This is a genomic window from Fictibacillus sp. 5RED26 (assembly GCF_015903895.1).
Lineage (GTDB): Bacteria > Bacillota > Bacilli > Bacillales > Fictibacillaceae > Fictibacillus > Fictibacillus phosphorivorans.
This window is the reverse complement of record NZ_JACZDU010000005.1, coordinates 16,952-36,481: the sequence shown is the minus strand read 5'-3', so window position 1 is coordinate 36,481 and position 19,530 is coordinate 16,952. Positions and strand designations below refer to the sequence as shown.

General features: G+C 42.9%; 18 protein-coding genes. 2 read left to right on the top strand and 16 right to left on the bottom strand.

The annotated features are described in order from the left end of the window. Positions 1-20: 20 nt before the first annotated feature. Complete coding sequence (locus IHV10_RS17020) at positions 21-854, top strand: TetR/AcrR family transcriptional regulator (protein ID WP_197132260.1); 834 nt, start codon at positions 21-23, stop codon at positions 852-854. 310 nt (positions 855-1,164) lie between these two features. Here the strand turns inward: IHV10_RS17020 and gatB are convergent, their stop codons facing one another. The 11 genes from gatB to IHV10_RS16965 all read right to left on the bottom strand — a co-directional run bounded on the left by gatB (position 1,165) and on the right by IHV10_RS16965 (position 14,001). Next, complete coding sequence (gene gatB / locus IHV10_RS17015; protein ID WP_197132258.1) at positions 1,165-2,595, bottom strand: Asp-tRNA(Asn)/Glu-tRNA(Gln) amidotransferase subunit GatB; 1,431 nt, start codon at positions 2,593-2,595, stop codon at positions 1,165-1,167. A 12-nt stretch (positions 2,596-2,607) separates the two neighbouring features. Then, positions 2,608-4,065 (bottom strand): Asp-tRNA(Asn)/Glu-tRNA(Gln) amidotransferase subunit GatA, encoded by a 1,458-nt coding sequence (gene gatA, locus IHV10_RS17010; RefSeq protein ID WP_197132256.1) that lies wholly within the window; start codon positions 4,063-4,065, stop codon positions 2,608-2,610. Between the two features lie 15 nt (positions 4,066-4,080). Then, positions 4,081-4,371, bottom strand: a complete 291-nt coding sequence (gatC, locus tag IHV10_RS17005; RefSeq protein ID WP_066390841.1) for an Asp-tRNA(Asn)/Glu-tRNA(Gln) amidotransferase subunit GatC — start codon at positions 4,369-4,371, stop codon at positions 4,081-4,083. Positions 4,372-4,473: 102 nt separating this feature from the next. Then, the gene (locus IHV10_RS17000) at positions 4,474-4,671 is read right to left on the bottom strand and encodes a hypothetical protein (protein ID WP_197132254.1); all 198 of its coding nucleotides are present in this window, start codon (positions 4,669-4,671) and stop codon (positions 4,474-4,476) included. An 82-nt stretch (positions 4,672-4,753) separates the two neighbouring features. After that, entirely contained in the window at positions 4,754-5,008 is a 255-nt protein-coding gene (locus IHV10_RS16995) for a YciI family protein (protein WP_197132252.1), read from the bottom strand. Between the two features lie 90 nt (positions 5,009-5,098). Next, positions 5,099-5,410, bottom strand: coding sequence for a DUF3905 domain-containing protein (locus IHV10_RS16990; protein ID WP_255552047.1), 312 nt, complete (start codon positions 5,408-5,410; stop codon positions 5,099-5,101). Positions 5,411-5,680: 270 nt separating this feature from the next. Continuing rightward, the gene (pruA, locus tag IHV10_RS16985; RefSeq protein WP_197132249.1) at positions 5,681-7,228 is read right to left on the bottom strand and encodes an L-glutamate gamma-semialdehyde dehydrogenase; all 1,548 of its coding nucleotides are present in this window, start codon (positions 7,226-7,228) and stop codon (positions 5,681-5,683) included. 491 nt (positions 7,229-7,719) lie between these two features. Continuing rightward, a complete protein-coding gene (locus IHV10_RS16980; protein WP_197132246.1) occupies positions 7,720-8,931 on the bottom strand; it encodes a CamS family sex pheromone protein in 1,212 nt (403 codons plus the stop codon). Between the two features lie 41 nt (positions 8,932-8,972). Continuing rightward, entirely contained in the window at positions 8,973-10,979 is a 2,007-nt protein-coding gene (ligA, locus tag IHV10_RS16975) for an NAD-dependent DNA ligase LigA (protein WP_197132243.1), read from the bottom strand. Positions 10,980-11,000: 21 nt separating this feature from the next. Beyond that, positions 11,001-13,241: a DNA helicase PcrA gene (pcrA, locus tag IHV10_RS16970; RefSeq protein WP_197132679.1), complete on the bottom strand. Its 2,241-nt coding sequence runs from the start codon at positions 13,239-13,241 to the stop codon at positions 11,001-11,003. Positions 13,242-13,308: 67 nt separating this feature from the next. Then, entirely contained in the window at positions 13,309-14,001 is a 693-nt protein-coding gene (locus tag IHV10_RS16965; RefSeq protein WP_197132240.1) for a heptaprenylglyceryl phosphate synthase, read from the bottom strand. A gap of 154 nt (positions 14,002-14,155) precedes the next feature. Between IHV10_RS16965 and IHV10_RS16960 the strand changes: the two genes are divergently transcribed. Further along, positions 14,156-14,695, top strand: a complete 540-nt coding sequence (locus IHV10_RS16960; protein WP_197132237.1) for a GNAT family N-acetyltransferase — start codon at positions 14,156-14,158, stop codon at positions 14,693-14,695. Here IHV10_RS16960 and IHV10_RS16955 read toward each other — a convergent pair. The 5 genes from IHV10_RS16955 to IHV10_RS16935 all read right to left on the bottom strand — a co-directional run bounded on the left by IHV10_RS16955 (position 14,692) and on the right by IHV10_RS16935 (position 19,438). After that, positions 14,692-15,222 (bottom strand): NAD(P)H-dependent oxidoreductase, encoded by a 531-nt coding sequence (locus IHV10_RS16955; protein WP_197132234.1) that lies wholly within the window; start codon positions 15,220-15,222, stop codon positions 14,692-14,694. The two genes, IHV10_RS16960 and IHV10_RS16955, sit on opposite strands and share 4 nt — an antisense overlap. Positions 15,223-15,526: 304 nt before the next feature. Continuing rightward, positions 15,527-15,949, bottom strand: coding sequence for a MarR family winged helix-turn-helix transcriptional regulator (locus IHV10_RS16950; RefSeq protein WP_197132231.1), 423 nt, complete (start codon positions 15,947-15,949; stop codon positions 15,527-15,529). Between the two features lie 351 nt (positions 15,950-16,300). Beyond that, complete coding sequence (locus IHV10_RS16945; RefSeq protein WP_066242834.1) at positions 16,301-16,606, bottom strand: YerC/YecD family TrpR-related protein; 306 nt, start codon at positions 16,604-16,606, stop codon at positions 16,301-16,303. 17 nt (positions 16,607-16,623) lie between these two features. Further along, a complete protein-coding gene (locus IHV10_RS16940) occupies positions 16,624-17,640 on the bottom strand; it encodes a DUF3048 domain-containing protein (RefSeq protein ID WP_197132228.1) in 1,017 nt (338 codons plus the stop codon). 49 nt (positions 17,641-17,689) lie between these two features. Further along, a complete protein-coding gene (locus IHV10_RS16935) occupies positions 17,690-19,438 on the bottom strand; it encodes an adenine deaminase C-terminal domain-containing protein (RefSeq protein WP_197132225.1) in 1,749 nt (582 codons plus the stop codon). Between the last annotated feature and the right edge of the window lie 92 nt (positions 19,439-19,530).

Genomic DNA, 19,530 nt, shown 5'->3' with positions numbered 1-19,530 from the left:
AATTACTTAGGAGCGATACAATGAGTAAGAAACAACTAATTATGGAGAGTGCCCTCGAACTATTTGCACAGCAAGGGTTTGATGCCACATCAGTCCAACAAATTACTGAACACGCAGGCATCTCAAAGGGTGCATTTTATTTATCTTTTAAATCAAAAGACGAACTGATCAACGGTCTGATCGACCATTTTATGCTGAGTTTGATCTCAGATATTGACCAAGTAGTCAAAAATCACGAAACGGATGCTAATCTTTTATACGAATTTTATCAAGCTGCGTTTCATTCTTTTCAAAAGCATTCTGATTTTGCCAAAATTTTTATAAAAGAACAATCAAAAACACCGAATGAAGAGCTGATCTCAAAGATTCATCACTATGATAAACTCATCGATAACATCATATTAGGCATGTTAGACCGCATTTATAGCGAAGAGATCTCACAGACTCGTTATGATTTGATCTATTGTGTAAAAGGCTTTATTCATACGTATTCACATTTAATTCTGTTCTTTAACGTTCCGCTGGATCTTCATACATTGAGTCGCTCACTTGCGGAAAAAACAGCACTACTCGCCAAACATTCAGAAACGACGTTTATCACAGAAGAGCTTTACCACACGATTAATGAACCTTTTCATGTTCATGTAACAAAAGAACATCTGCTAGAGATGGTAGAGCAAAAGATAGAGGAAGTGGATGATTCAACGTTAAAAGAATCATTGAATCTCCTGAAACAGCAGATGATTGAGCCGAGTCTCAGTCCTGCAATCGTAAAAGGATTAATCTTAAACCTGAATAACCACCCAGCATATAAGCAGATTGGTTATTTGATTCAGGATTGTCTGGAAGTATAGAGAAAACTCTTTGAAAGTGTTGATCTACGCTCCGGGACGCTCGCTTTCCTGGGGGTGTGCGGTGAGCCTCTTAGCGCTCTGCGCTTTTAAGAGTCTCACATGTCCCACTGATCCCCAAGGAGTCTCGCACCCTACGCTCCAATCAACTTGTCAAAGTTGAGAATGAAATACAGTAATTCAAAGTAGATTTGTTTTAGAACTGCACTGTAACCCGATACACCCACCGTCTGAAGAACTCATTCCAAGAAACTATTAAAGGGTAAGGCAACCTCAATTGACTAGGTCGCCTTACCCTTTTTGAATACAAAATCTATCTCTTTTTAAGTTCTTCCACAATCAGCTTGTTTACAAGTGGAGGGTTTGCTTTCCCTTTAGTTTCTTTCATCACTTGTCCAACAAGGAATCCGACTGCTTTTTCTTTTCCATCTTTATAATCCGCAACAGATTGCTCGTTCGCATCAAGGATCTTCACAACGATTTCGCGGATTGCTCCTTCGTCTGAGATCTGCACGAGACCTTTTTCTTTAACGATTTTCTCTGCGTCGCCACCGTTCTCGATCAACTCTTTGAAGACCGTCTTCGCGATCTTGTTAGAGATCGTTCCGTCTGCGATCAGCTTAATCATGCCAGCAAGACCTTCAGCAGTTAGAGCAGTCTGGTCTAACTCTTTATTTTCGTTGTTTAAGTAAGCACTCACTTCACCCATAATCCAGTTGGATGCTTGCTTCGCATCTGCACCAGCTGTGATTGTCGCTTCAAAGAAATCAGCCATCTCTTTTGTCATCGTTAATACTTTTGCGTCATATTCAGGTAATCCGAAGTCACCGACATAACGCTTTTGACGAGCATCCGGAAGTTCTGGAATGTCCGCTTTCACACGATCCATCCATTCTTCATCGATAAAAATGGATACTAGATCAGGCTCTGGGAAGTAACGATAGTCGTCGGATCCTTCTTTTACACGCATGAGGATTGTCGTTTTCGTCGCTTCGTCATAGCGGCGAGTCTCTTGAAGAATCTCTCCTCCAGCTGAAACCACTTCACGCTGACGCTTCTCTTCATGCTCTAATCCTTTTTGTACGAAAGCAAACGAGTTCAAGTTTTTAAGCTCTGCCTTTGTTCCGAACTTCTCTTGACCAACCGGACGGATCGAGATGTTCGCGTCACAGCGCAACGAACCTTCTTCCATCTTACAGTCAGATACACCTGTATATTGAATGATCGCTTTAAGCTTTTCTAAATACGCGTAAGCTTCTTCAGGCGTACGAATATCTGGCTCAGAGACGATCTCTACAAGCGGCGTTCCTTGACGGTTTAAATCGACAAGTGATCCGTCTGCTGTATGAGTCAACTTACCTGCATCCTCTTCCATATGGATACGCGTAATACCGATTTTCTTTTTCTTTCCGCCAACTTCGATCTCAATCCAGCCGTGTTCACCGATCGGCTTATCAAACTGTGACACTTGATAAGCTTTCGGATTGTCTGGATAAAAGTAGTTTTTGCGGTCAAATTTTGTTTCTTTATTGATTTCACAGTTAAGAGCAAGTGCGGCACGCATTGAAAAATCTACAGCTTGCTGGTTCACTACAGGCAACACGCCAGGATGGCCTAAGCAGATCGGACATACATTCGTGTTCGGCGGTGCACCAAAGTTTGTAGAACAGCCGCAGAAAATCTTAGTGTTCGTTTTTAATTCAACGTGTACTTCTAATCCAATTATCGTTTCAAATTCGCTCATTTTCTGCACCCCCTACAGCTTCGGCTTTTCTGTGTGATGATCTGTTGCTTGTTCAAACGCATGTGCTACGCGATAAATCGTGCTCTCATCAAAATGCTTTCCGATGATCTGAAGTCCAATCGGCAGTCCATCTGAGAATCCACAAGGGACAGAGATCGCAGGCACACCAGCTAAGTTAACCGGAATCGTTAGAATATCGTTCATGTACATCGTTAACGGATCTTTCGTCATCGATCCACATTTAAACGAAGCAGATGGCGTTGTTGGTCCGATGATTACATCGTATTTTTCAAAAATGTTCGTAAAGTCTTCTTTTATCAGCGTACGAACTTTTTGTGCTTTTTTATAATAAGCATCGTAGTATCCAGAGCTTAACGCAAACGTTCCAAGCATGATGCGACGTTTTACTTCCTCACCAAAGCCTTCGCTTCTAGACTGCTTGTACATCTCGATCAAGTTCTCGCTGTTATCTGAACGCAGTCCGTAACGAACGCCATCAAAGCGTGAAAGGTTAGCAGAAGCTTCAGATGATGACAGCAAGTAGTACGTTGCAAGGGCATAACGAGAATGCGGCAGAGATACTTCTTCCCATGTCGCTCCAAGTCCTTCAAGTATTCTTAGAGCTTCCATCACGCGCTCTTTTACGCCAGGCTCTACACCTTCACCTAAGTATTCTTTTGGAACCGCAATCTTCAATCCTTTTACATCACCTGTAAAAGAAGCCAGGTAATCTGGGATATCCACTTTTGCAGAAGTTGAATCCATCGGGTCGTTCCCTGCAATGGCTTGCAGCAAGTATGCATTGTCTTCGACGTTACGCGTTACAGGACCAATTTGATCCAGTGAAGACGCAAACGCGACTAAGCCGTAACGAGATACGAGTCCGTAAGTTGGCTTCAATCCAACAACACCACAGAAAGCAGCAGGCTGACGTATCGAGCCACCTGTATCAGAACCTAGTGAGAAAAGAACTTCTCCCGCTGATACGGATGCTGCAGACGCGCCGGATGAACCTCCTGGTACACAAGAAAGATCCCACGGGTTGTGAGTTGGATGGAATCCGGAGTTCTCGTTTGATGACCCCATCGCAAATTCATCCATGTTCAATTTTCCGATCGTAATCGTGTCCGCTTGATTCAAGCGTTCCACAACGGTTGCATCATAGATCGGTTCAAAGTTCTCTAAAATGCGAGACGCACATGTTGTACGAATCCCTTTTGTTACGATGTTATCTTTGATACCGATCGGCATACCAAAGAGCAGTCCTCTGTCAGCACCGGAAACAAGCTTCTCATCTAATTGTTTAGCCTTGATTCGGCTGTATTCTTCATTAAGTGTTAAAAACGCTTTTACTTTACCATCTACTTGATGAATGCGATCAAACGTCGCATCCACAATGTCAGTTACACTCAATTCTTTTGTATGTAATAACTGATGAAGTTCTGAGATCTTTTTATCTAAAATCGACATACGTGGTCTTTCCTCCTACTCCAAAATGTTCGGAACTTTAAACTGGCCATCTCTTTCTGAAGGCGCATTTTTCATCGCCTCATCCACTGAAACAGAATTTCTTACTTCGTCTTTGCGAAGGATATTCTTCAGCTCCAGAACGTGTGTAGTCGGCTCCACGTTATCTGTATCGAGTTCGTTCAGTTCTTCAGCAAACCCGATAATCTTATCTAATTGTTCAGTCAGCAATTCGGCTTCTTCCTCCGTAACCGCTAACCTGGCTAAATGCGCCACGTGCTTCACTTGATCTTTCGAAATTCGAGACAAGCTCGCCACCTCCAAGACTTTCTATACGAAAAGTATTATTCTGATGATAACAAAAAGCTTGCTGTATAAGCAACTTGAGGACGGAACATTCACGAAATTGAGTTATTTTTGTGGGATTTGTGGGTTTAGTTGCGGCATGTGCGCTCGTTTTACGGTACGTGCTTTTATTTTTTTTACGCGTTCACCGGTGAATAGGCTGTTTCCATCTGAGAGTATCGAGTTACCACCTGAAAAAGTGCTGTGAGCACCGTCGTGACGCGTGTAACCACCTAAGATCGCACCGCTTTCACTTGAAGGCATCACTTACGCCACATAAATAGCTCTCAAACAGAAAAAAGAATCTACTTTTTGGTAGATTCTTCCGTTATTGATACTAAATACTTTAGATTCCCCACTCATGAAGCTCTAAACGGCGTACTCCTTCTTTTACGTAAGGATCTTCTTCCGCTAATTGTTTCGCCTCGTCTAATGACTCAGCTTTATAAATGACCATACCGCCTGCTCCGTCTAAGAATGGTCCTTTTAGATGAACTTTATCTTGTGCAACAAGCTCTGCTAGGTAGTCGAGGTGAGCCTGACGGAACTCTTGATTGAGCTCTGGTTTTTCCATATGTAAAATTGCTGCAAAATATGCCATGTGTGTTACCTCCCTCATCATTACTCTCATCTTACTATAGTGGGCTCTCAGCATAAAAGAAAAAACATCCGGTAAGAAAAACCAGATGTCTTAATCTTTTCCGTAGCTCGAGTCTTTCGTTGGATGGCGAAGCATGCCTTCTTTCGGGGGTGCTTTCTTTTCGATCAGGTCGCGGTTCATGTTCGTGTTCCAGCCGATATCGTTCGTCGGATGCACCCACTCATCCCCTGCCATCACTTCTGGATCTGTGTCTGTACTCCAGTTGTTGAGAGGAGAATTGGACGAGTCGTAAAGGCTATCTCCGATTACCACACCATGCTCGTTTACAAACGGCGCTTGCATCTTCATACCTGTACCTTTAAAATCAGGCGAACTGATTTGATGAGGCAACGTTTCATCCAAATCGACTTTCTTTTGCTCTTTTCTTTTGACATCTTCACACCTGCTTCCATATCGGTATACGATTAACTTCTCCTGAAGCGACGTGTACAATCCATTTTTTTGTTTGCATGTTGTGTGAAGACTTATAAATTTTTTTGAGGACTTATAAAAAAATTTGAAGACTTATAAAATTTTTTCAAGACTTATAAATTTTGTTGAAGACTTATAAACGAAGATTCTCACAGAACAAAAAAACCCTTTCTCAGGCGAGAAAGGGCTCAATTTCAAAAATTATAGTGTTTCTGAAGTTGTTTTTGCTTGCATGTGAAGTGTTAGGTAGTCTGGGCCACCCGCTTTTGAGTCAGTACCAGACATGTTGAATCCGCCGAAAGGCTGGTATCCAACGATTGCACCTGTACATCCACGGTTGATGTAGAAGTTACCTACGTGGAACTCTTCACGTGCGCGCTCGATGTGCTCACGGTTGTTAGAAAGAAGTGCACCTGTTAGACCGTAATCAGTGTTGTTTGCGATTTCCATCATGTGATCGAAGTCACGTGCTTTACATACCGCTACAACTGGTCCGAAGATCTCTTCTTGCATCAGACGAGCTTTTTCATCTACATCAGCAAAGATTGTAGGCTGGATGAAGTAACCTTTAGAGTCGTCGCCTTCTCCACCAGTCATCAGACGGCCTTCTTCTTTTCCGATTTCAATGTACTTCATGATCTTGTTGAAAGAAGCTTGGTCGATTACCGGCCCCATGTAAGTGCCAACTTCTTCAGGGCTACCCATCGTTAATGTTTTAGTAAGCGCTACTGCTTTTTCTAAAACTTCGTCGTAAACGTCTTGGTGGATAACGGCACGAGATCCAGCAGAACATTTTTGTCCAGAGAATCCGAACGCAGAGTAAACGATCGAGCTTGCTGCTAATTCAAGATCAGCATCACGGTCAACAACAACTGTGTCTTTTCCGCCCATTTCAGCGATTACACGCTTCAACCAGATTTGGCCAGGGTGTACTTTTGCTGCGCGCTCATAGATACGGCAACCTACTTCACGAGAACCTGTGAATGATACGAAGCGAGTTTTCGGGTGATCTACTAGGTAGTCACCGATTTCTGCACCGCTACCAGGAACGAAGTTAAGTACGCCTGCAGGAAGTCCTGCTTCTTCCATCACTTGTACGAACATTGCTGCGATAACTGGCGTTGAGTTCGCTGGTTTCAACAATACTGTGTTACCTGTAACGAACGCCGCTGCTGCAGTACCTGCCATGATCGCAAACGGGAAGTTGAATGGAGAGATAACGATACCTACTCCAAGTGGGATATAGCTAAATTTATTAATTTCGCCGTCACGGCTTACAACTGGTTGTCCAGCTTTAAGCTTGATCGCTTGGCGTGCATAGTATTCTAAAAAGTCGATCGCTTCAGCTGTATCAGCGTCAGCTTCTTTCCATGGCTTACCTGCTTCTTTTGTAAGCATAGCGGAGAATTCATATTTACGGCGGCGGATGATCGCTGCTGCACGGAACAAAATGTTCGCGCGGTGTTCAGGATCCCACTTTTTCCAAGATTCGAAAGCTGTTAATGCAGCTTGCATCGCTTGCTCAGCATGATCTTGAGTCGCTTTGGAAACAGATCCAATCACTTCTTCTTTGTTAGCTGGATTTATAGAAACAATCTTTTCGTCTGTCGTGATCTTTTCACTGCCGATAACAAGCGGAAACTCTGTACCAAGCTTTGAGTTAATTACTTTTAACCCTGCTTCGTAAGCTTCCTTGTTTGCAGGAACTGAAAAATCCATAAATGGTTCATGACGGTATTCACGTGTCATAATAAATTCCCCTCCTATTAAAGCGTTTTCATTATTCGGTTTCCCACGTTCATTCTACATGAACATAGCGGTTTGTTCAAACAAACTGATAATAGTCAGAATTCTTTATTTTCAAGGGATAAGCCCACTTTGTGCATCTTTTTTCTTTATGTTGAATGATTAATAAGGTTTTGTATGAGTTTATGTGATTTTCGTAGGAGATGGGCGAATAATTATGAATTCTATGTTCTTCTTGAAGTATATTTTTCCAAATAACAAAGAAGCTTTTGGAAGTGGTAGATTTCCGCTCCAGGTTGCTCGCTTTCCGGGGGGCGTGCGGTGAGCCACCCTACCGTTTTGCGTTGGCGGGGTCTCACCTGTCCCGCTGATCCCCCAGGAGTCTCGCACCTTGCGCTCCTATCAACTTGTCCTTCAAAAGCTAAAGTTATTACTACAACGAAACAAAATACAAAAGCCCACTAACCATAACGGTAGTGGGCTTTCTAAAATCCTTATTTACGATAAATATGCACGAATGGTTCTTCTTGTGTTGTTTCGTCCTTCACGATGAGCGCCTCTGGTTGATCAACCGCTGACCCGATATATACTTCTACCGGCACGTTCGGTAGCTCGCCTAGTGCGGACGTCGCGACGAACTGGGTGAAGGAGATGATTTCCGCTTTACCGCGGAACTGAACAGGAATCTCAAGCGTCAATCGCTCTAGGTTGCCGTCTTTATAGTACCCTTTCCCGATTACCCCGATATAGTTAGGGAAATACTCCTGAACCTTTGATTTGAAAGAAGTAAACTTTTCGTAGTCACTTCGCTTCTTTTTTGAAGCTGAGTCTGAAGGGAACAGCACATAATCTTCATCTACGTCTTCCCATGAACTTACTGAGCTGCTTCCTTTTTTCACAACGCCTGACGCAAAGAAGTTTCCAGGCGTTACAGAATCACGTTCTTCTTCTTGATAGAGAGCAAATACAATCGGCACATCTTTAAGCTTTGAATCTGTGCGCAATCGGCTTGCCACTTGTCCTGCTATTTTCTGTGCTTCTTGTTTCACTTTTTCACGCTGGAGCTTCACTTCACCAGGATAGATCAAGCCTTGTTGGTTAACGTCATAATAGTACGTGGAGTTAAAGGATAAACCTACTACCACACCGCCAAGCTTTACTTTACCATCGCCACTCTGAACGAGATAATTGTGTTCAAGAACATAAGAAAGATACTTAGGATTGTTTTTGTTTGCTTCTAGCATCTTATCTTTAAACCCTGGGTCACCTTCGTCAACTTTTACACCTAGCTTAGGATTCAATCCTGTTTGGTCTAGCTCACTCTTGCTCTTTCCTGGTTCTTCATCTGATCTCTTCAGCCAGTTCGTAACCGTAGGCTCATTCAGAAATTGTCCTTCTTGGAAAAAGTACTTGTCTGTACTGAATGTGTCTTGAGCGATGCGCATTAATCCCATCTCAAACTCGTTGATATCAAGCCGGTTATCAACGCCATAACGAATTACACCACGAGCACCACCTGGTTCGAACGGAAAAATACTTCGGTAGTACTTTTCACCAGTATTAATCTCCCCAGTTATAATCGCTTTCTCATCTTTTTTGCCCTTTTCTTGCACGATCTTTTCTTCTTTTTCCAGCTCATCGCCACCCCAGCAGCCGGTCAAAAGCAGTAAAGTACTTAAGAAAAGGAGCCCAACCCGTTTCATCATCACGGACACTCCTCTAGTTTGTTGGTTAGCTCTCGCCAATCTTATTTGTTTAGCTCGTCCACCAATTTTTGCTCATCCCAAATCTCAATGCCTAGCGTCTTTGCTTTATCAAGCTTAGATCCAGCATCTTCTCCTGCGATCAGCATATCTGTATTCTTACTCACGCTTCCTGTCACTTTCGCTCCTAAGCGTTCCAATTGTTCCTTTGCATCATTACGAGTCAAGATAGATAGTTTACCTGTTAACACGACTGTTTTCCCTGCAAAAGGAGTATCAAGATCTTCCACTTTTACAAGCTTCGGACCTTTGTATTCCATGTTCATGCCTAGGGTCTTAAGTTCAGCTACGAGTTCGTGCACTTCTGGCTTTGAAAAATAAAGCAGGATAGAGTCAGCCATCTTTTCACCGATCTCTTCAACAGCTAAAAGCTCTTCTTTAGAAGCACTCATCAAACCATCCATATTTTCAAAACGCTGCGCGATCGTCTTCGCCGCTTTCGCTCCAACGTGACGAATGCCTAGCCCAAACAGAAGACGCTCTAATGAATTTTCTTTCGACTTTTCAATTGCTGCAAGCAAGTTATCTACCGACTTCTCACCCATACGCTCTAATTCTAACAGTTTCTCGCGCTCTAGCTTAAACAAATCGGCAAAGTTTTGTATTAATTTTTCTTTGAATAGCTGTGCGACTACTTTTTCACCGAGTCCATCAATGTTCATGGCGTTTCGCGATACAAAGTGAATGAATCCTTCTCGAATCTGTGCCGGACATTGCGGGTTTAAACAACGCAGTGCTACTTCCCCGTCCAAACGCTCTAGCTTGCTGTCGCACTCTGGACACTCGGTTGGCATATTAAAATCGATCTCATCACCAGTTCGGCGCTCCGTGATTACATTTACGACTTCAGGAATGATGTCACCGGCTTTTTTAACCACAACATAGTCGCCTAGCTTGATGTCTTTTTCACGAATCAAGTCTTCATTATGTAACGAAGCACGCTTTACCGTCGTTCCCGCAACTAACACAGGCTGAAGCAACGCGGTTGGTGTTACAACACCCGTACGCCCGACGTTCAACTCGATACCTTCTAGCTTTGTTACCACTTCTTCAGCAGGGAACTTATAGGCAATCGCCCAACGCGGGTTCTTCGCCGTAAATCCTAGTTCCTCTTGCTGATACAGAGAGTTCACCTTAATTACGATCCCATCGATCTCATATGGAAGGTCTGAACGCTTTTCCTGCCAGCTGTTCACATATTCAATCACTTCATCGATGTTCGCGCATTTCTTCCACTCCGAGTTCGTTTTAAAACCTAAGTGGTTTAAGTACGTTAAGCTTTCGTCGTGCGAATCAACTGAATGACCCTCAAGCTTTCCTACACCATAAACAAAAATATCGAGGTTACGGCTCGCTGCAATCTTTGGATCAAGTTGACGTAGAGAACCCGCTGCAGCATTTCGTGGATTCGCAAAAAGCTCTTGTCCTTCTTCTTCTCGGTGTGCATTGAGCTTTTGGAAGGATTTTTTCGGCATGAATGCCTCTCCTCGAACTTCAAGCATCACATCTTCTTTTAACTTGAATGGAATAGACCGGATCGTTTTTAAATTATTCGTTATATCTTCACCGATTGTGCCGTCTCCGCGTGTAGCTCCACGAACAAAACGACCATCTTGATACGTGAGGGATACAGCTAGACCGTCGATTTTAAGTTCAGCTACATACGATACGTTCGAACCTACTCCATCTCTAACACGGCGGTCAAAATCTCGCAGATCTTGATCATTAAAGGCATTGCCGAGACTCAGCATCGGTACGGTATGGTCCACTTTTTCAAAAAAGTCCAAAACAGCACCGCCTACACGTGAGGTAGGCGAGTGCTCGTCATGAAGTTCTGGATGATTGTTTTCAAGTTCAATCAGCTCTTTCATAAGCTGATCATATTCAGCATCAGGTACCGACGGCTTATCTAGTACATGATATTCGTAATTATATTTTTCTAGCATTTCCCGGAGTTCCAGGATGCGTTCCTTCGCTTGTTCTTCGTTCAACCCGTTCCACTCCTTCTTTTCTTACGCTTTTTCAATCGGGGCAAATTTAGCAAGCAGTCTTTTCACACCTACAGGCTGTGGAAACGCGATGTCGAGTTCCATTGAATCTCCTGAACCTCGCATACTTACAACCGTTCCTGTTTCCCACTTACGGTGTTTGACTTTGTCGCCTACTCTCCACTCCAGTTTCTCCCCACCAGAAGATTGATAGACAGGTGTAACCATTTTCTTTTTCGGTGCCATGAACGATGGCGTTGATCCTCCACCTGAGCGAGCACTTGCTCCCCACGGTACAGATGGCTTTTCTTTTACTTCTGTCTCGATAAGATCTTCTGGAATCTCAGCGATAAAACGCGATTCCGGATTCGTCGTCGTACGTCCATAAAGGGTGCGCATTCTAGCATTCGTTAAGAATAACTCTTCTTCTGCACGTGTGATCCCAACGTACGCCAGACGACGTTCTTCTTCCATCTCATTTTCTTCAAAAAGAGCACGGCTATGCGGGAATACCCCTTCTTCTAGACCCATCAAGAAGACCATCGGAAACTCTAGACCTTTTGCAGAGTGAAGCGTCATCAGAACAACAGATTCTTTTGGCTTGTCATCTGCTGCATCTTCATCGAGCTTATCGATGTCTGCAACAAGTGCCAGATCAGTTAAGAAGGCGATCAATGATTTATCATCTTGTTTCTTTTCAAAGTCTTGTGTAACTGAAATAAACTCGTCGATGTTCTCTAAACGGCTTTGTGCTTCGATCGTTTTCTCTGCTTTTAGCGCATCACGATAGCCCGTCTTGCTAAGCACTTCTTCTGTTAGTTCGGTCACAGAAAGAAATTCCTGCTGACGCGTCCAGTTCGTTACAAACTCAGAGAACTCTCTTAAAGAGTTCGTTGCACGAGCACTAAGACCGATCTGCTCCACTTCTTGAAGGGCTTGATACATGGAGAGATCATTGTTTGCTGCATACTGTGCCACTTTATCCATAGAAGACGCACCGATCCCGCGCTTCGGTACATTAACGATACGCTGAAGAGAAATATCATCGTCCGGATTCGAAATTAATCGAAGATACGCTAAGATGTCTTTTATCTCTTTTCTGTCATAGAACTTTGTGCCTCCGACGATATTGTACGGAATGTTGGACTTGATCAAAACTTCCTCAATTACACGAGATTGAGCATTTGTACGGTAAAGAATCGCGATGTCATTATACGAACGTTTGCCTGATGAAACAGCTTCACGAATCTTACCTGTTACGTAATAGCTCTCACCTTGCTCATCATCACCTTGGTAATACGTGATGCTAGCTCCATCCGTATTATCTGTCCAAAGATTCTTTGGCTTACGGTTCATGTTGTTTTCGATGACTTTATTAGCTGCTTGAAGAATCTTTTTTGTAGAACGATAGTTTTGCTCTAAAAGGATAACTTCAGCATCGTTATAGTCTTTTTCAAACGATAGGATGTTTGCGATATCCGCTCCACGCCAGCCATAGATCGACTGATCCGAGTCCCCTACAACACAAAGGTTGCGGAATCGATCAGCAAGCATCTTCACGAGCATATACTGCGCTCTGTTCGTATCTTGATACTCATCAACATGAATATATTGAAACTTGCGTTGATAGAACTCGAGTACTTCAGGTACTTTTGCGAAAAGTTGGATCGTCGTCATGATCAGATCATCAAAATCTAACGCCTGGTTCTTGCGCAGTCGCTTTTCATAGCCTTCATAAACTTCTTGAACAACACCTTCAAAGTGCCCGTTCGCCACTTTTGCAAAATCTGCTGCTGTTTTTAGTTCGTTCTTTAAAGAGGAAATCGCGCTTAATATTCCGCGAGGTTCGTATTTTTTCGGATCATAGTTCAGATCTTTCAATACGGCTTTTACAACAGACAATTGATCTGTCGCATCTAAGATCGTAAAGTTACGGTTGATTCCGATTCGATCGATATCACGGCGTAAAATTCGTACGCACATGGAGTGGAACGTAGAGATCCAGATTTCTTCTGCTACTGGTCCTGTAATCTTCGCGACCCTTTCTTTCATCTCTCGTGCTGCTTTATTTGTAAACGTGATCGCAAGAATGTTCCATGGTGCCACTTCTTTTTCCATCATTAAATAAGCGATACGATGTGTTAATACTCTCGTCTTACCGCTTCCCGCTCCAGCCATCAATAACAACGGCCCGTCTGTATGTTTTACTGCAGCTCTCTGCTCAGGATTCAATCCTGATAATAGCTTTTCAATCATTTGTTGCATACTCATTCTTCATTCACCGCCCGAACATATATTCTTATTTTTATTCTTACTCATTTTTGAGATTTTATCAACTTTTACCCTTAACCGCTTCAACTGTTTCAATCGCAGCATTTAAGTTGTCATAAATAACGTTCCCAACGACAACTGTATCCGCGAACTCTGACATCTCTTTTGCTTGTTCAGCCGAATGAATGCCGCCTCCATAATAAAGAGTCGTGTTTTCAAGTACTCCTTTTACTTGGCGAACGATATCAACATCACCATACGTGCCGCTGTATTCCAAATAAAAGATCGGAAGCTTAAACATTTTTTCGGCCAAGCGGGCATATGCTACAACATCATCTGCCGAGAGATCTGTGTCGGCACTCGAACGTTCAGCAGCCGCACAATCTGGATTTAAGATGCAATATCCTTCTGTAAGAATCTCTTCCCAGTTCATGATGTCGCCAAATTCTTTTAATGCTTCTGTATGAAGCCCCGTAATGAAGTTAGCATCCTTTGCATTTAATACGGTAGGAATATAGTAAAAATCGAACCCTGGTGTAAGTGATTCGATATTAGATACTTCAAGCACACAAGGAACCGCATATCTACGGATACGTGACATAAGGTCTAACGTATTATCAAGCGTTACGCCACTAGATCCCCCTACGATAACAGCGTCCGTTCCGCTCTCACAGATCCGTTCAAGGTCACTGTCACTGATCTCTTTATCTGGGTCTAGCTTAAACACATGCTTCCATTTTTGATAATCAAACATTGTGTTCTTCCTTTCATGTTTAGAAACACCCGTGCTTGCTATTTTAACAAGCCAGTTCTGTACTTCTGCATTATAACAAAAATAAGGTTCTCACTCTATGATTCATCATGTGGAAAGATTGTGAAGTTCATACTGCTTTTTAGGAGGAATAGCTATGCTTATGTGGCATATCGACGACGAAATCATGCTAAAACAAGCAGACGTTAAAGAATCCGAAAACATCTATAGTTTGTTAGAAAAATCACGTCAACATCTTGGACCGTGGATCAGCTGGGTCGATTATACTCAATCTAGCGGTGAGATGCGGCAGTTTATTAAAACAGTGAACAAAAAGATGAAAGAACAAACAGACGTTGTTCTTTTTATATGGTATCGAGGACAAGTAGCAGGATCTGTTGCTCTATATGATATTAAGTGGCACAACCAGTCAGGTATGCTAGGTTATTGGGTAGGGTCTGGATTCGAAGGTCATGGAATCGCACAGCGCGCGGTAAAAGGAATGTTGATGTATGCCTATTACACGTTGATGCTCAATCGCGTTGAGCTGCGGGCTGCGGTTCAAAATGAAAAAAGCATCAAGCTCGCCCGCCGACTAGGCTTCCAAGCGGAAGGCGTAGTCCGTCAGGCAGAATGGATTCGCGGAAACTGCCGCGACCAAGTCCAAATGAGCTTGATGAAAAATGAATTTCATTAAATTTCAGGATTCAAAACGTATGAGACATAGTTCTGCGCGCTTTGTTCAACGGCTTCCTCTGACGCGCGAATCGCACTATGGAAGACGAATGGCGTGATATAACGCGTTCCGATTAAATTAGATGTCGCTTGGAACGGACGAAGCAGTTCGCTCATCGTATAGTGGTTGTAGCCTCCCGCTTGATAAGAGAAGTCTGGTCCGCCTGTTGAGATCGCCAGTACTAATTCTTTTCCATGAAGTGCGTCGCCACCTGGCCCGTATGCCCAGCCGAACGCTAGCACTTGATCTTGCCATTCTTTTAATAGAGAAGGTGAGCTGTACCAATAGAACGGAAATTGAAGAACGATTCGATCGTGCTGCAACAGCATACGTTGTTCTTCGTCAACGTTCACTTTCCCATCTGGATACAGGTCATAAAGTTTTCGAACCGTAACATGATCTTGTTCTTCTATTTTCTCTGCCCATCTTTTATTTACTGTAGAATTCTGTAGATGAGGATGTGCGATAATGACGAGTGTTTTTTTCATTTGTGTGAGTCTCCTTTATTAGGCTGTTTTTCGTTTGCATTGAAGCTTGTGTAATTAGTTGATTTACACTCCAGGTCGCTCGCTTTCCACGGGGCGTACGGTGAGCCTCCTGCCGCTATGCACCTTTAGGAGTCTCCACCTAACCGCTCGTCCCGTAGGAGTCGGCAACCTTGCGTTACAATCAACTTGCAATGACGAGGATATAAAGATTTAAAAGCAACAAATGCTGCAGAAAAGTAGCCTTAAACTAATAAAATAACATTTGCTTGTACAAACAACTTAAATGATAAAGAAGAGAGCTCAATTATGATTCGAGCTGCCCTCCTGCTAGATGTGTTGCTTTTGTGAGTGCTTTTCCTTCTTCTTCTCCTAAAAGATCGGAGTACGTTCGATAAAGATCTTTCCATGCTTTTTCGAGATCTGTTTGGATCTCAATTCCAGCTTGTGTTGGATGGATGTGTGACATCTTCCCCTGCACCTTACGCTCTGCAAGTCCCTTAACAACAAGCTTGTCCACGAATCTTGTGATCGTACTCGGTGTCATGTGAAGTTCTTCTGCTAATTCCGATTGAGAGATTCCCGGTTTGTCGTTTACGAGCATCATCATAAAGCCATGAGTAGGTGTAATTCCTGTTGGTCTAAACGATTCCTCAGCCATTTTGGAAATAACGCGAGAAAGCTTGTTTACGGTAAAATATAAACAGTTTTCTAGATACTTTTCGGGCATTTTAGCACCTCTTTTACATCGTTAATGTTGTTTGTACATACAAATATAAATTGTAATGTGATTTCTGTCAATATTTTAAGTATATATAGGTGCTTGGCAGCCGCCAAGCTTACAATTTGAGGTTTACAGAGTAGGAAAACTACTGTGCTCAGCCTGAATCCTAAAGTTTTTGCTCTCAATCCACGAGTTTGGCTGCTCAATCCACGAGTTTTAGCGTTGAATCCTAAAGTTTTTACAGTTTATCCACGAGTCTACAATCCTCGACATTTATCGACAAACCCAAAACTCATCCCGCTGCACGACCCTCAAAATGAACAAAAAAACCCACCACTCAGGCAGGTTTTCGGCTCATTATTTCGCTTCTTCCTCTTCATGAACGCGGTCAAGGACCATCGCGTATGCGTCGTTACCAAAGTTCAAACAACGTTTTACACGCGAGATGGTCGCCGTGCTCGCTCCTGTTTCACTCTCGATCTTGTGATAGGTTTTTCCTTCACGAAGCATGCGCGCCACTTCAAGTCGCTGTGCCAAAGATTGAATCTCGTTCATCGTACAAAGATCATCAAAGAATCGATAGCATTCTTCCATATCTTTTAGCGACAAAACCGATTCAAAAAGCTGATCTAATGCTTTTCCTCGTAATTTATCAATTTGCATGAAACATGCACTCCTTTTTATTGCATCTTAACCGAATCTTTCATTCCACCCGGTACAATGTTAATCCATGTCTTTCCTGGAACAAACGCTCCACCGTCCGGAACGATTCTTCCATCTTCGTTTTTCCACGAAATGTTTTGTGCGACACCATTCTGAATCAGAATCGCATCTCCGCCTGACGTTAAATTGATCTCTCGTCTGCCGGCATCATCGATTACCCGGTGTGCCGCTTCAACAATGAATACATTGCTAACCGTAATGGGTGTTTCGGTTTCACGATCTATCGTTGGTTCATTGTTGCTGCTTCTCGCGTACGTCTTCTTCTTAATAGAGTACGTGAATCCTACTGTTTCCCCACCTGGATAAGAAATCTGAATCTCGTTTGCAGGCGTACCTTCTATAGCTTTAGCACTCTCAATTGTTAAAAATGAAAGCATATCCAGATCATCTGATTGCTCAGCGCCGATCTTCTCCATCCCTTTTTGAATATTTTCATAAGTGATGTAAGAGTTGTGAGGCGCTTTTCTAAAATCAGCCCGATTAAACAGAACACCATCGTACTCCATTCCGTTCAGGTGATCAATCGTCCCGCTATCGAGAATCTCTTTCGCTTCAGGACTGAATCCGTGTGCCACGAATAGTGCATGGTAGCCACGTGAGAGCTCAATGTAATAATCTCTCGCGCTTCGAACCGGTCCTACTACTTCTGGCATCTCACTTTGGAAGATTGCCAAGAAGCGTGTAAGTTCTCCCTCAGCTAATACTTCGTAAACGATATCAGCTTTATGAAGTCCAGATTGCGGTCGTGCTTTCGGATGGTTGTTCACCATGACCGAAACCGCACGATGATCTACCTCTTCATTCGTTCCCAAACCAGTGAGTGGATAAATAGAAGAAAACTCCTCTTTTTTTGAATCCGTCGCTTCAGCTTTATCTACTTTACCTTCTTCTAATACTTTATCTCTTGCGCCTTTACATGCAGACAGCGTTAATACCATCATGATCGACATCAAGATGACGTACCACTTTTTCATTGGGCTCACTACCTTTGTATCGTATTATTTTGCCCAATCCTTTTCTATATTAACGCATAATCGAAGGAAAGAGTAACCCTTTCTTTTTTACATCGTAAATGCCTCTTTGCGTAATGCGGATGTATGGCAAGTGTGTGGATGAGAAAAACAATAGCGAGTAGATCGGATCTTCGTATTGATAGCCTCTTTCTCTTAATGCACTCGTTAATCTTTTCTCTTCTACCACTAGTTCTTCTATACTAAGATTCGACATTCCTCCCGCTAAAGGAAGTTTTATCTCAGCGACGATCTCGCCTCTCTCTGCAAGAACGATGCCTCCGCCGACTTCTTTCAAGCGCTCGAACGCCACAGCCATATCTTTTTTGCTTTTTCCGATGATCAAAAGATCTCCCGTATTGGAATACGAGCTCGCAAATCCATACAGATTTTTCGCAAAACCCTTTACGACTGTATTGATTCTCCACTTTCCTTCTTTATCGATTAGCATTAAGAAACACTCGTCTGATTCTCCGTTAATCTCTTCAGAAAAAGGATTGATCGATACATTATATGGCCGTGTGATGACACTATTGTACATTTCTATTCCAACGAGACCTGAAAACTGAAAATCCTCGTCTTGGAGGTCCCATGTGATCTCTCTTTTTTTGATGCCATGACCTTCCCAATCAAATTGAAAGTCACGATCGTCACTAACATCCTTACCGTCACGTTTCATCCATTTTCCTTTTGCCAAAACAGATTCAGGCAGCGGATTTGTTACATCATCTAAAATATTCAGATGAGCGACCCGCCCTGCGGCAACCATGCCAAAGAGGTGATCCAGACCATAATATCTAGCCACGTTATAAGAGACCATCATATACGCATCCACTGGATCAAGCCCTGCTTCCAGTGCGATCTGCAGCATCTTATCAGTAACTCCTTCTTCATAAAAAGCAGGTGTGGAACCGTCAGTCGTCATAAAGATTCGTTCATAGTTCGTGATACCTTCTTCTTTCATCTGACGCAATAATTTCGGCAGATCAGGACGAATGGAAGAATAACGAAGCGATACTTGAAGCCCAGCATTCAATCGGTCCATCACTTCTGTACCTGTCATCGCTTCATGATCACAATCCACACCGAGCAACGTCATCGCGGTTAATGTTTTCTCAGAAGCTCCTGGCAGATGTCCCTCGATCTTCTTACCCGCTTTCTTCGTCTTCAGCATCCAATGCAAAAGCGTATCATCGCCATGCAGAACACGTGGCCAGCTCGTTAATTCACCACCTTGAAGAACATAGGGGCTTTCAAGCAGCTGTCTCACGCTTTTTTCCGAAAAATAATTCTCTTCTTCCAAGAGCTCAGTTTGTGCGTCATAACGGCACCACCAAAAGAAATTAGAAGGCAGATCGTTCACGTCCTCCATAAAAGAAAGCGCTTTCGAAATATTCATTTCAAAAAGCAGCATAAAGTTATCGGCTAAAAATACAGACGTTCCACGCTGCAATGCATATCGCGAGAGCGACTGGGGATTATAAAGTTGAAACGGATGACAATGAGGTTCAATGTATCCCGGCACAACAAACTTACCTTCTAGATCTGTGATTTCCGTTCCTGTTGTATGTTCAGGCATCTTTTCGCCTACATAGACGATGCGGTCTTGAAGAATCCATATGTTTGCTTTTACCCATTTTTTTAGAGCTGTGTTCAAATAAGTAGCGTTTGTTAAGACAAGCGACGGTGCCAATTCACCTTGAATGACGGCCACTTGTTTGCGCATTTGCGCTTTAGTCCAAAAAGCAATGTGTTGGTTCATGTTGGATCACCTGTCTTCTCTCTGAAAATTTCGTTTTTTCAAGAATACCATATTCGCTAAGCAAATTGGTGAAAATTGAAAGGAGTATCACA